This window comes from Microcoleus sp. A2-C3 (genome assembly GCF_036706065.1).
Taxonomy (GTDB): Bacteria; Cyanobacteriota; Cyanobacteriia; order Cyanobacteriales; family Microcoleaceae; genus Microcoleus.
This window is the reverse complement of record NZ_JAUBVX010000007.1, coordinates 59,646-71,866: the sequence shown is the minus strand read 5'-3', so window position 1 is coordinate 71,866 and position 12,221 is coordinate 59,646. Positions and strand designations below refer to the sequence as shown.

8 protein-coding genes and 1 tRNA gene are annotated in these 12,221 nt (G+C 46.7%); 8 read left to right on the top strand and 1 reads right to left on the bottom strand.

Going from position 1 to position 12,221, the window contains the following annotated elements; translation table 11 throughout:
* Positions 1–88: 88 nt before the first annotated feature.
* Positions 89–161 (top strand) — tRNA-Phe (locus tag QUB66_RS06260).
* 70 nt (positions 162–231) lie between these two features.
* Here the strand turns inward: QUB66_RS06260 and QUB66_RS06255 are convergent.
* Positions 232–1,599 carry a DUF4339 domain-containing protein gene (locus QUB66_RS06255; RefSeq protein WP_332966823.1) on the bottom strand — a complete coding sequence of 456 codons (1,368 nt, stop codon included), beginning with the start codon at positions 1,597–1,599 and terminating at the stop codon, positions 232–234.
* A gap of 576 nt (positions 1,600–2,175) precedes the next feature.
* Here QUB66_RS06255 and ribBA point away from each other — a divergent pair.
* From ribBA to QUB66_RS06220, 7 genes are all read left to right on the top strand, one after another.
* The gene (gene ribBA / locus QUB66_RS06250; protein ID WP_442923296.1) at positions 2,176–3,894 is read left to right on the top strand and encodes a bifunctional 3,4-dihydroxy-2-butanone-4-phosphate synthase/GTP cyclohydrolase II; all 1,719 of its coding nucleotides are present in this window, start codon (positions 2,176–2,178) and stop codon (positions 3,892–3,894) included.
* A gap of 27 nt (positions 3,895–3,921) precedes the next feature.
* A complete protein-coding gene (locus tag QUB66_RS06245; protein WP_265233482.1) occupies positions 3,922–5,361 on the top strand; it encodes a pentapeptide repeat-containing protein in 1,440 nt (479 codons plus the stop codon).
* 167 nt (positions 5,362–5,528) lie between these two features.
* Complete coding sequence (locus QUB66_RS06240) at positions 5,529–7,265, top strand: ATP-binding protein (RefSeq protein WP_332966825.1); 1,737 nt, start codon at positions 5,529–5,531, stop codon at positions 7,263–7,265.
* Positions 7,266–7,848: 583 nt separating this feature from the next.
* On the top strand, positions 7,849–8,400 hold the full coding sequence (locus QUB66_RS06235) for a heme NO-binding domain-containing protein (protein ID WP_265233484.1): 552 nt from the start codon (positions 7,849–7,851) through the stop codon (positions 8,398–8,400).
* 7 nt (positions 8,401–8,407) lie between these two features.
* Positions 8,408–9,796 (top strand): sensor histidine kinase, encoded by a 1,389-nt coding sequence (locus QUB66_RS06230; protein WP_265233485.1) that lies wholly within the window; start codon positions 8,408–8,410, stop codon positions 9,794–9,796.
* A 616-nt stretch (positions 9,797–10,412) separates the two neighbouring features.
* On the top strand, positions 10,413–11,417 hold the full coding sequence (locus QUB66_RS06225; protein ID WP_265233486.1) for an RNA polymerase sigma factor, RpoD/SigA family: 1,005 nt from the start codon (positions 10,413–10,415) through the stop codon (positions 11,415–11,417).
* A 267-nt stretch (positions 11,418–11,684) separates the two neighbouring features.
* A complete protein-coding gene (locus QUB66_RS06220) occupies positions 11,685–12,176 on the top strand; it encodes a hypothetical protein (protein ID WP_265233487.1) in 492 nt (163 codons plus the stop codon).
* The last annotated feature ends 45 nt before the right edge of the window (positions 12,177–12,221 follow it).

The window sequence follows — 12,221 nt, the reverse complement described above, 5'->3', positions numbered from 1 at the left end:
CGGTTCCCGGCGATCTAAAAAATAGTTTGAAAAAGTGCTTGCTAAATTCCGTATGTGTCTGCTAAGATAGTAAAACGCGAAAAAACAAGCCGAGATAGCTCAGTTGGTAGAGCAGTGGACTGAAAATCCACGTGTCCGGAGTTCAAATCTCCGTCTTGGCATCGCAAAACCCTCACAATGTTGAGGGTTTTTTTTTAAGTAAAATGCGGGTCAAAATGAAGCGATCGCCCCTTATTTTTTTTGAGTTAGAAATTGTGCTAATTCGGGAATTTCACCAGCGCGCTGCCATTCGGCTTCACCCGCGCGTACTTTGGTACGATCGGTAATCTGCTGCACATCTCGCAACTGTCGCTTAGTATAAGGCCCCTCGGCTTTACCGCTGCGGAATACGTACCACTGAGCCTGCTGTGACTTAGGCTTTTTCGTTGCTGAAGGCGGTTTTCTGACAGGCTTCATCCGAACATCGCCTAACTCCGCTGCAAGCTGGTTGAGTTCGACTGCAACTGGATCGGAAGCAGGTAAATTACGATTGGGCGATCGCTTTTTGGCTGAGGGCTCGCCGCTGGCAATTTCTACTTCACGACGCCAACCCCAGAAATGCCACTGCGCCACCCAAACTAGCGCCACGACACATCCTAACATCTCTTTTCCTGTTTCTGACCATTTTGACGGATCTCCAAACAACCTGAGCGCGATCGCACCGAGTACGATCGCCATCAGGTTGAAATAAATTAAGTAGGTAGTATCATTAGCCGCTAAATGCCAACTGGTTGTATGCCGCACAAAAGATTGGCTGGCTGCTGTTTTGTTGTGTTTCCAAGCTTTTCGAGCTTGAATCCGACTGTAACCAGGAAAGTCAGCCGGCCACCACCTCGCTGCCCAATTAACTAAATTCGCTGACCAATATTGCAAAGCTGCATATCCGACTATTCCGCTCAGCAGTACGCAAGTAACTAACAGAAAGGTTGTTAGCGGCAATAGCTTTTGTGGCACGATTTCGGCCGTGGTAACAGTTAGCAGAAAAAACGGAGTACCTGTTAGTGTTGGAACTAACAGGAGTTCAAATATTTTTAGTAGGTTTGCATAGAAAATCCATAGGAATTTGAGAATAATTTTAAGCAGCTTGGCAAAGCGGAAGTGATATAAGTAAGCAGATGCGATCGCAGTTCCTATAATTAAAGCCACAATCCTGCTCGAAGAGTCCCTGAGTGGCAGCATCAAAAAGGCGATCGCTGGAATTCCCATCACGATTGCAGCCGGCAGCATCAGAAATGCGATAATCCCTTCCCTCCAGTGCAGCCAAGCCGATACTGTTACTGTGGGCTGCTGGTTGTGGCGGCGGATTTCCACCCACTCGGCAACTTTAGTTAAGCCCCAATGGTAGAAAGCAAATAACGGTATCTGGCACAACCAAGCAAATGCGATCGCACCTTTAGAGTCAGAACTTCTGATGATGTACCAGTACGCTGTGCTAAATCTGTAGTAGTAGTAGTAATATCCAGGCAGCAGAAAGGAAACAATCAGCCAAAAACCGCTGCTTAATGCAAAACCTTTTCCCCATGATGCAGGAAAGGGGAGGAACTTTGGCCAGTTATTCATGATTGGGGCAATTGGAGGGATCTCAATTATTGTCCCACTACACTTGAGTTCTGGCAATTGCTTTAGTGTTCAGACAAAGCATTGGCTCATTACGCCACCTCTCTTAGACAGATCCATGTTTTAAGAATAGCGCTACATCCGGGCAGGCTGATCGCCGCAAAACCGTGCCTAAGAAATTCAAAACCGATCGCTTATCGCTGCTTTGCTTAGAGTAATAATTGCTAAATCAACAACTCAACCGCGCTATAACAATCATATTAATATCGGAAAAATTCGGATTTAGAGTAAACATAATTGTGCTGATCTTTCCCTAAAAGCCTCGCAATCTCGATCGAACTCACGAAATACTCAGGCATTTTTTGATTGACAAAAAGCAATATCTATAGTATAAAAGCTCGAAAATGGTTTCAAACTTATCTGGACAGGGCAATCCCCTGCCGGAAACAAAAGGTTACAATCAAAAATAGATTCTATTTCGATAACAATACAGTTTATAGCTTGAAGTCCTCAGTGCCAAATAACAACACCCCAACTCAATCCTTTCAATTTGACTCAATCGACAGCGCCCTCGCAGACATGAAAGCAGGTCGGATGCTGGTAGTAGTAGATGACGAAAACCGCGAAAACGAAGGCGACGTGATTTGTGCCGCCCAATTCGCCACTCCCGACAATATCAATTTTATGGCAGTGAACGCCCGGGGTTTGATTTGTCTGGCCTTGAGCGGCGAAAGACTCGATCGGCTCGAACTACCCCTGATGGTTAGCAAAAACACCGACAACAATCAAACAGCCTTCACCGTCAGCATCGATGCAGTCAACGGTGTGAGTACCGGCATCTCCGCCGAAGACCGGGCCCGCACCATCCAAGTATCCATCCACCCGGACACGAAACCTCAAGACTTGCGCCGTCCCGGTCACATTTTCCCGCTGCGGGCGATCGACGGTGGTGTCCTCAAACGCGCTGGCCACACCGAAGCCTCCGTTGACCTGTCCAGACTCGCCGGCCTCTATCCCAGCGGCGTGATCTGCGAAATTCAAAACCCTGACGGTTCGATGGCGAGGTTGCCGGAATTAATCGAGTATGCCAAAACGCACAATCTCAAAATCATCAGCATTGCTGACTTAATTAGCTACCGACTCAAGCACGATCGCTTCGTCCGCCGCGAAACCGTCGCCAAATTGCCCACGGAATTCGGCGATTTTATGATTTACGCCTACCGCGACACTCAAGACAATTCAGAACACGTTGCTATTGTCAAGGGCGACCCCGCAGAATTTAAGGACAAACCCGTGATGGTGCGAGTGCATTCCGAATGTCTGACCGGCGATGCTTTGGGTTCGCTGCGCTGCGACTGTCGGATGCAACTGCAAGCAGCACTGAAAATGATCGAAAGTGCCGGTTCTGGCATCATAGTTTACTTGCGCCAAGAAGGTCGGGGCATTGGATTGGTAAATAAGCTAAAAGCTTACTCGCTGCAAGATTTGGGATACGATACCGTGGAAGCTAACGAGCGGTTGGGCTTTCCCGCTGATTTGCGGAACTACGGTGTCGGAGCACAAATGCTCAACGATTTGGGAGTGCAAAAAATTCGGTTGATTACCAACAATCCGCGCAAAATTGCTGGTTTGAAAGGTTACGGCATTGAAGTTGCTGATCGCGTCCCCTTACTCATTGAAGCCACAGATTACAACTCGATCTATCTGGCAACAAAAGCCGAAAAACTCGGTCATCTGCTGCTGCAAACTTATTTAGTCACAGTGGCGATTCAGTGGAACGCAGCGAAGGAAGCAGGAAGAGGGAAGAAGTCAACCCCCCCCTGCCCCCCCCAAGGGGGGAAATTCAGGAAGAGGGAAGAAGGAAAAGAGGAAGATTCTGCCATCCAAAATCGGTACGAACACTTAGAACAACTGCGGCATTTGGCTGCAAGCCACGACTTGTTACTGCAAGAAGAAGCGCGGCCGGTGGGCATAGCTTTGTTTGGAGAAGGCTCGCTCATCGTTCACCTAGGCTTCGATCAAGCCGGACTCGCGGCCCCCGACTGGTACTCGGACACAAATCATCCTTACGTCAAGGCGATCGGGCAAATTTTCGCAGAAATCAGCACAGAATCCGACTTGAAAACACTAGAATTCATTGTTTCCTCCGGTGGCGATCCGCTCAAAACCCTGCAAGTCCAGCTCGATCGCGAAAACCTCCCCCTCGGACAAGTCGCGTCCGCGTGCGCGAGGCTTCAACCTCAAAAAATCTATAGTTTTTCCCCTATTCCCGATTCAGCCCTCGGAATGTCAAGCTAGGGTCAAGAATAGAAAGGGCAAATCGACATGGAAATGAACGTTGGTGACTTTCTGCACCGGCTCGACCTCAGGGGACAAGCACTTAAAGGCACCAACCTCGGCGGTGCAGAACTCCGGGGAGCAAACCTCAGGGGAACAGACCTCCGAGAAACCAACCTCAGCGACGCTAGTCTCAGGTATGCAGACCTGATCGAAGCCGACCTCACCGGCGCCAATCTCAGCGGGGCGGATTTAGCTGAGTCATTGCTCAATTTAGCCAACCTCACCAGAGCCGATTTGACCGGTGCTGTCCTCCGAGAAGCTACTCTCGTAGGAGCCGAACTCAGTCAAGCCAACCTCAAACAAGCAAGTTTGATCAAGGCCAATTTAGTTGGAGCAAATCTCCAGGAAGCCAACTTAACGAGAGCCAACCTCAGCGGAGCAGATTTGCGCGGTTCTCAGATGACTGGCGTCATTTTAGACAAAACAGTCTACAACAACCGGACTATCTTTCCTGACGATATTGACCCACGCGCAATGGGAGCAATTTTGCTAGCTCCCAATGCCTCGCTCCCCGGCTTAAATCTGGCTATGGTAGATTTGACCGAAGCCGACTTAAAAGGAGCCGATTTGCGGCGGACAAACTTATACAAAGCTATTTTATTCGGAGCAAAACTCGATCGGGCAAACTTAGCAGGAGCCAACATCAGCGGAGCGGACTTGAGGGAAGCCAGTTTGAGCGGCACCATTTTAGAAAAAGCTGTTTACAGCAACAAAACATTGTTTTCAGAAGGCATTGACCCCCGTCAAGCCGGAGCTTATTTAATTGCTCCCAATGTATCGCTGCAAGGGGTAAACTTAACCGGAGCCGACTTAAACGGGTCAGATTTAAGCGGAGCTAATTTGAGCGGTTCTAACTTAAGTTCGGTCAATCTCAAAAATGTAGATCTCAGCAGAGCCAGCTTAAAAAAAGCTTACCTCAAAGGTGCAAACTTGGAGGGAACAGACTTAAGAGGAGCCGATTTAAGCGGCGCAATTTTGCACCAAGTAAACTTGTGTTCTTCTGACCTCCGGGGTGTAGACTTAACCAGAGCCGACCTCAGCGGCGCTAATTTAAGCGATGCCGATTTGAGGGAGACAGATTTCACCGGAGCTACTTTGCTGTTCGCTAACTTGAGTGGGGCCGATTTGAGAGGTGTAGACTTGACAAAAGCTGACCTCAGCGGCGCGAAGTTAAACGAAGCTGACCTCAGAAAAGCAGATTTGATGAGAGTAAATTTGGAGGGAGCAGATTTAACTGAGGTAGACTTGAGCGATGCTCATTTATTCCGAGTTAATCTCAGAGGTGCTAACCTTAAAGGTGCAAACCTCAAAGGCGCAAGTTTGAAAGGAGTATCTTTGACCGATGCTTATTTGAGCGAAACGGATTTGACCGATGTAGACCTGCATCCGAGTTTATTTGAATGGCCATTAGCATCGGAATTATAATTGACAGTTGGCAGTTGACAGTTGACAGTTGGCAGTTGACGGTTGACAGTTAACAGTTGGCAGTTGCTAGTTGCTAATAATTGCCGAATAACAAATAAACGAATAACAAATAAACGAATAACAACTGACAACTGACAACTGACAACTGACAACTAATCAACTGACAAATGACTAATGACAAACCGTTAGGCTCTGTTATTCAAGGTTCCCTCAGCAAGGGATTAGAAGTGCGATTGCACGCCGACGTTTCGGTGGAAGATATGAGGGTGGGGAAATTTCTAGTAGTGCGGGGGGTGCGATCGCACTTTTTCTGTATGCTCACCGACGTGTCTCTCGGAACATCCAGCGGACGCATTTTATCCAACCCTCCCAACCCCAACGACGATTTTCTAATCGCAGTCCTCGCCGGTAGCAGCACCTACGGTACGATCGAGCTTTCCCCCATGTTGATGCTGACTGCGGAAAAAGAAAAATCTCAAGCAATCTTCAATCCAACAGGTAACGGAGTCCCCGATAAAAAGTTGGCATTAGGCAATTTGGGTTCTTTTGAGGCACAAAGTGGTGCGGATATGGAACTGCTGCCGGTTAAAACGATTCCCAGCCACTTTTCCCAGGTGTTTGATGCCAAAGAAACCGATTTTAGGGCGGTTTTTGGCTGGGAAGATGACCCGTACCGTTGCAATTTTGCGATCGGCAAACCGATTGACATGGACGTGGCTGTGTGCTTGGATTTAGACCGATTTGTGGAACGCAGCAACGGAATTTTTGGCAAGTCGGGAACCGGAAAATCTTTTCTGACGCGCTTGCTTTTATCAGGAATTATTCGTAAACAAGCTGCTGTTAATCTAATTTTTGATATGCACTCGGAGTACGGGTGGGAAGCTGTTTCCGAAGGAAAACAATTTAGCACTGTTAAAGGTTTGCGGCAGTTATTTCCCGATAAAATTCAGATTTATACCCTCGATCCGGAATCTACAAAACGCCGGGGTGTCCGCGACGCTCAAGAGTTGTTTTTGAGTTTCGAGGAAATTGAAGTCGAAGATATCTCGCTGGTGCAGCGGGAGTTGAATTTGTCGGAAGCTAGTATTGAAAATGCAATTATTTTACGCAATGAGTTGGGGAAGGGTTGGATTAACAAGTTGCTGGAAATGACCAACGAAGATATTCAAATGTTTTGCGAAGAAAAGCGGGGAAATAAATCTTCGATTATGGCTTTGCAGCGCAAATTAGAGCGTTTGAATGATTTGAAATACATTCGCAAACGCTGTCCGAAAAATTATGTGACTGAAGTCTTGCAGTGTTTGGATAGTGGGAAAAATGTAGTAATTGAGTTTGGTTCGCACTCGGATTTGCTGTCGTATATGTTGGCGGCAAATGTGATTACTCGCCGCATTCACGCATCTTACGTGCGGAAAGCTGAGAAGTTTTTGATGAGTAAAAATCCCTGCGACAAGCCGCAGCCGTTGGTGATTACCATTGAGGAAGCTCACCGCTTTCTCGATCCGGCGATCGTGCGATCGACTATTTTTGGTACAATTGCCCGCGAAATGCGAAAATACTTCGTAACTCTGCTAATTGTAGACCAGCGTCCCTCCGGTATCGACGGCGAGGTGATGTCGCAAGTCGGCACGCGGATTACAGCTTTGCTCAACGACGATAAAGACATCGATGCTATCTTTACGGGCGTTTCTGGAGGCCAGAGTTTGCGATCGGTTTTGGCCAAACTAGACTCGAAACAGCAAGCATTGGTTTTGGGGCACGCCGTACCGATGCCGGTAGTCGTGCAGACTCGTCCCTACGACGAGCAATTCTACAGAGAAATCGGGGATATTGACTGGCAAGAAATGCCCGACGCACAAGTGTTTGCTGAGGCAGAATCTGCTAAAATGGATCTGGGATTTTAGATTAATAATTGCTATATTAATTGCAGGAATTACATAAATTTTACTGTAAATTAATCCTTGGAAAAAATCTGGTTTAGCTGGAAATGAGAGAAATACCTGGTTTTTGGGTGAGTTATGAATTAGAAAGTGCGACGATCGATCGTAAAATAAAATTAGCCCTCATCCAGCAACCTAGGATATTTCCCCCATCATACCTTAGACCCTCATTTCACAAAATTTAAGATAAATAAAACTTAGGCATTTAAACACAATTTTTAAGGGTTTGAGGATTTTTTAGCAGCTAGCTAGGAGTCGTAAAGCCCGATCGTCTCTAACTTTATGGAAACCCAAAATTTGAGTTTAAGTTATATTAATCGCTGGCGTCACTCTCGACTGTCACAATCGGTTCTCAGGGATTTTTGCCAATTATTTATGTATTTTTTGAGACAAAAAACGGTTGCTTCGTGGCGATCGCAAGTTGGAAATTCCCGTTCAAATTCGCAGTTTGAAAATTCTCAGTGAGGCAGGCGGTCTACAATATAATTCAAGCCCGATGAAGTGCAAGTATCAAAAAAACACTCGCCTCGATAAGCAGGAGTAATCTATGTACGGTTTAGTTAACAAAGCGATCGAAGAAATGGTCTGTTCTCGCTTCGGGGAAGAGACTTGGGAAACCATCAAAGAGAAAGCAGATGTAGACATTGACGTTTTCATGACAATGGATGCTTATCCAGACGATCTCACTCACCGCCTGGTACATTCGGCAAGCGAAGTGCTAGGAATGAGCGCCGATGATATTTTACAGGCTTTCGGCGAATACTGGGTAATCTATACCGCCTCTGAAGGCTACGCCCAAATCCTCGATCTGGCGGGAGATAACCTGCGGGAGTTTCTGGCAAACCTCGACAACCTCCACGCCCGCGTAGGGTTGAATTTTCCCCAGCTTCAACCGCCTTCGTTTCAGTGTACTGAAAACTCAGAAAATAGCATGGAACTGCACTATTACTCTCACAGGCAAGGGTTTGCCCCAATGGTGAAGGGGCTGTTGAAAGGTTTGGCGTGCCGATTCCAGACAGAGGTAGAGATCGAGCAAACAAGCGATCGCACTCAGGGAGCAGATCGCGACGTGTTCTCCATCCACTGCAAATCTAGCTAAAACTATTATGGTTTCCCCTGCATTCAGTTCTTCTCCTCTGATATTTGCAAAAGCTTTTCCATTTCATTTAGCATTCCGGAGATGGGAGACTGAAATTGTGCATTTGGGAGATGTTTTAGCTCGGATCTGCCCCGAATTATCTTTAGGAAGTTCGCTCAAGGAACACTTTCGGATCGAACGGCCGAACGTTCCTCTAGAATTTGACGCCATTCGAGAGCAGTCTCGCTCGATCTTCCTTCTCGAATCCCTCCACAACAAAATGCTGCTCAAAGGGCAGATGGTTGCGGCGGAAAATCAAGAAGTAATCTTTTTCCTCGGTTCCCCTTGGATCGCAGACTTAGCGGATCTCGCCCCGCTGGGGCTGACGATTAACGATTTCGCCCTTCACGATCGGGTAGTTGACTTGCTTTTCTTGTTGCAAGCACAGAAAACTGCCTTAGCGGATGCTAAAAAATTGAATGAGAAATTAACCACACAGCGAGCTCAATTGCGATCGGCACTACAGGAAGCAGAACAGGCGGCGAATGCTGTGGCCCAAAACCAACAACTCAAGAAAACTCTGCAAGAATTGCAGCAAACCCAAGCGCAACTGATCCAAAGCGCCAAAATGTCGAGCCTCGGTGAACTTGTCGCGGGTGTAGCTCATGAAATCAACAATCCTGTCAATTTTATTCTAGGCAATCTCGACTGCGCCCGCGACAACATTCAACAGTTGCTGAAACTGATAGAACTCTATCAAAAATACAATCCCGCTCCGGCACCGGAAATTCTAGCTTATAGAGATGAAATTGAATTTGAATTTTTAAATGAAGACTTGCCTAAACTTTGCTCTTCCATGCGGGTGGGCGCTGACCGGATTGGCAAGATCGTGCTGTCGCTGCGTAATTTTTCTCGCCTAGACGAAGCGGAAATGAAGTTTGTTAATATCCACGAAGGGCTAGATAATACGCTGCTAATACTGCAACACCTGCTCAAAGAAAATAATGGCAGGCCGGAAATTGAAGTGATTAAAGAATATGGCGATCTGCCACTTATAGAATGTTATCCAGGACAGCTCAATCAGGTGTTTGTCAATCTGCTCGGCAATGCCATAGATGCTATAGAAATGGGTGCCAGTGAGGGCGGTAGGATTCGGATTCGCACGGAACTTTTGCAGGCGGGCGATCGCGCCCAAGTGCTAATTGCCGATAACGGACCGGGATTTGACACTCTTGTGAGCGATCGAATGTTTGACCCGTTTTTTACCACAAAACCTGTAGGTCAGGGTACGGGGTTGGGGCTCTCAATCAGTTACCAGATTGTTGTTTTGAAACATCAGGGGTTGATTCGTGGCATTTGTGCACCGGGTTCGGGAGCGGAGTTTTGCGTTGAAATTCCATTGAGGCAAAAAAATTAGGCTGGCGCGTTCACAGCCAGCTTTTATAGACTTTTACTTACTCCTCGCAGAATTTCCTTATCACATTTTAAGAAAAATGTCAATAAATATTTTAAACCGTAAGTTGCAGCGAATAGGGCGATCGAGTTCGGTTATCTCGCATCTTAGCATCTAGGCAGGGAGAAAAATTCAAGCGATGATAGAACAGAGAGCAAAAAAAGCCCTCGAATTGCATGAGTTTGTTTGCATGAGTCTGTTTGCATGAGTATTGTAAAGTTGAGTTGCAGTTAAAACTAGCAGGGAATTTAAAACCTTAAGGAAAAATGTAGAATCTTGACCTTAAGACAGAGGCTTTTACCCTTTACGATCCTGAAAATTTGGAATAGTATTGAGAAAAGTAAACTCTTGCTTCACTTCGCCGGGAACTAGCCGTTAAAGCTAGTGAGCTACGGAAAATCAACGGGGATTACTAGAAAATTCAGCACAAAAGTAATCCAAAACCACAAGCTTCTACCGATCGTCACCGAGAAACAGGATGGGTAACATCCCCCTGTCGCAGTCTTTATCCCACTTGTAAAAGTGGGACAGGGTATCACCAACTTTTTATCTGTTGTTACAAGGAGTGCAAAACTCACCCATGTCCACTACAACCCCTAAAACCAAAACAGTGAAAGCCGATCGCACGAGCAGTCGGCCATACTCCTCAACGGATACGGTTCGTACCTATCTGCACGAAATCGGTCGCGTACCCCTGCTAACCCGAGAAGAAGAGATTGTTTTCGGGAAGCAGGTACAGCAAATGATGAAATTAATCGAAGCAAAACAAGCATTTGCTAAAGAATGGCAGCGGGATCTTACGAACGAAGAGTGGGCTGCCGAAATGGAGTTGGCGGAAGCCGAACTGAACCGGATATTGCAAATAGGGCGGCGCGCCAAGCAAAAGATGATTGAAGCGAATTTGCGCTTAGTAGTGGCGATCGCCAAAAAATACCAAAAACGTAATATGGAATTCTTGGATTTAATTCAAGAAGGAACTCTCGGTTTAGAACGAGGAGTAGAAAAATTTGACCCGATGCGCGGATACAAATTTTCTACCTATGCGTACTGGTGGATTCGCCAAGCAATCACTCGCGCGATCGCCCAACACGCCCGCACCATTCGATTGCCAATTCACATCACCGAAAAACTCAACAAAATCAAAAAAGTGCAGCGGGAACTCACCCAGCAGTTTGGCCGTTCTCCCTCGCCTGCGGAAATTGCCACCGCCCTGGAACTGCAACCTTCGCAAATTCGAGAATACCTACTGATGGCAAGACATCCAGTTTCTTTGGACTTGCGGGTAGGAGACAACCAAGATACCGAACTGCAAGAACTCTTAGAGGACGAAACTGCATCTCCAGATAACTATATTACCTCAGAATTGCTGCGACAAGACCTGAATACTTTGATCTCAGAACTTACCCCGCAGCAGCGAGATGTGATTATTCTGCGCTTTGGTTTAGAAGACGGCACCGAAATGTCGCTGGCGAAAGTCGGAGAACGGCTGAATCTCAGCCGCGAACGAGTGCGACAGCTAGAACATCAAGCTCTCGCCCACCTGCGGCGGCGCCAATCTCAAGTACGAGAATACTTGGCTAGTTAGTCACTAAAGGAGTTGAGATTTCCCCCAAATCTCAACTCCTTTTTTGGTGTTTGTGCTGCTGGCAAGGATATTTTTATTTGAAAGTCGATCGCGTGATCGCAAAATTTATCAAAACTAATCTGAGATTTGAATTCAGGAACCGGGCGGGCGATCGAGAATTCAAATTAATAACCTGCGTTCAGCCAAATACCCGGTTTCTTGACGAGCTTTTTGAAACCGGTATAAAAGGCGCTGCGAGGCAGTTATTATGAATTTTGGGGCAAGCGAGTGGTTTTGACTTATTTGATATTGACAAGCAGTTTAGAGGCGATCGCCCTTGGTCTCTCGCCCGGTAACTTTAGCATCGCATGGACGGCACGCCCGCTTGGACACTCGGAGATCAAATCCGGCGTTTTTAGTTCGCAATCTCCCCCAAATGCTGTGCCAGATACCGCTAGTACAGGTTTATCAGAGGGTATTTACCTCTACGGCCAGTCGAGCCAGCCCGATGAAATTAAACAAGAATATTTTGTATTTGAAATGCGTCAGAGCAAGGTAGTCGGCGCTTTTTACCTGCCTCGGTCTGCTTTTTACTGTTTTTACGGCACTGGCGATCGAAATCAGTTAAATTTAACAGTAGTAGACACTTACGACGGCACTCGCTCTCCCTACTCCGTAAACCTGCAACAGTATTACCCTCTTTCCGTCGTCAGCGACAACGATCGACGAATTTTGAGTATTTGCAAGGAAGCTCACAAACAGCAGGTGTGGGGAAACTAATATCATTTTCGATTGGGGATTGGGGATTAAAGAATTGGAAATTAC

Excerpts from the sequence above, each read along its gene's own strand:
- ribBA (WP_442923296.1), top strand. The coding sequence starts at position 2,176 with ATGAAAGCAGGTCGGATGCTGGTAGTAGTAGATGACGAAAACCGCGAA.
- QUB66_RS06255 (WP_332966823.1), bottom strand. The coding sequence starts at position 1,599 with ATGAATAACTGGCCAAAGTTCCTCCCCTTTCCTGCATCATGGGGAAAA.
- QUB66_RS06245 (WP_265233482.1), top strand. The coding sequence starts at position 3,922 with ATGGAAATGAACGTTGGTGACTTTCTGCACCGGCTCGACCTCAGGGGA.
- QUB66_RS06240 (WP_332966825.1), top strand. The coding sequence starts at position 5,529 with ATGACTAATGACAAACCGTTAGGCTCTGTTATTCAAGGTTCCCTCAGC.
- QUB66_RS06235 (WP_265233484.1), top strand. The coding sequence starts at position 7,849 with ATGTACGGTTTAGTTAACAAAGCGATCGAAGAAATGGTCTGTTCTCGC.
- QUB66_RS06230 (WP_265233485.1), top strand. The coding sequence starts at position 8,408 with ATGGTTTCCCCTGCATTCAGTTCTTCTCCTCTGATATTTGCAAAAGCT.
- QUB66_RS06225 (WP_265233486.1), top strand. The coding sequence starts at position 10,413 with ATGTCCACTACAACCCCTAAAACCAAAACAGTGAAAGCCGATCGCACG.